The organism is Blautia sp. HCP3S3_C4, from assembly GCF_052064095.1.
Classification (GTDB): Bacteria; Bacillota; Clostridia; order Lachnospirales; family Lachnospiraceae; genus Blautia_A.
The window spans coordinates 1-667 of the sequence record NZ_JBQHWF010000055.1; the positions used below are offsets into that span (position 1 = coordinate 1).

The window sequence follows — 667 nt, forward strand, 5'->3', positions numbered from 1 at the left end:
TGGAGCCGCTGTTGGGATACCACCCTTGCAGTATTGGGTTTCTAACCAGCCGCCGTGACCCGGCGGTGGGACAATGCCAGACGGGGAGTTTGACTGGGGCGGTCGCCTCCGAAAGGGTATCGGAGGCGCCCAAAGGTTCCCTCAGAATGGACGGAAACCATTCGAAGAGTGCAAAGGCAGAAGGGAGCTTGACTGCGACACCGACGGGTGGAGCAGGTACGAAAGTAGGGCTTAGTGATCCGGTGGTATTAAGTGGGAATGCCATCGCTCAACGGATAAAAGCTACCCTGGGGATAACAGGCTTATCACTCCCAAGAGTTCACATCGACGGAGTGGTTTGGCACCTCGATGTCGGCTCATCGCATCCTGGGGCTGTAGTAGGTCCCAAGGGTTGGGCTGTTCGCCCATTAAAGCGGTACGCGAGCTGGGTTCAGAACGTCGTGAGACAGTTCGGTCCCTATCCGGCGTGGGCGTAGGATATCTGAGAGGAGCTGTCCTTAGTACGAGAGGACCGGGATGGACGGGCCGCTGGTGCATCGGTTAGACTGCCAAGTCTACGGCCGAGTAGCCAAGCCCGGAAGGGATAAACGCTGAAGGCATCTAAGCGTGAAGCCCCCCTTAAGATGAGATATCCCATTCGAAAGAAGTAAACCCCCTTGAAGACGAC

1 rRNA gene is annotated in these 667 nt (G+C 56.8%); it reads left to right on the forward strand.

Going from position 1 to position 667, the window contains the following annotated elements:
• Nucleotides 1–667, forward strand: a 23S ribosomal RNA gene (locus tag ACTNC6_RS16155); the annotation flags it as partial.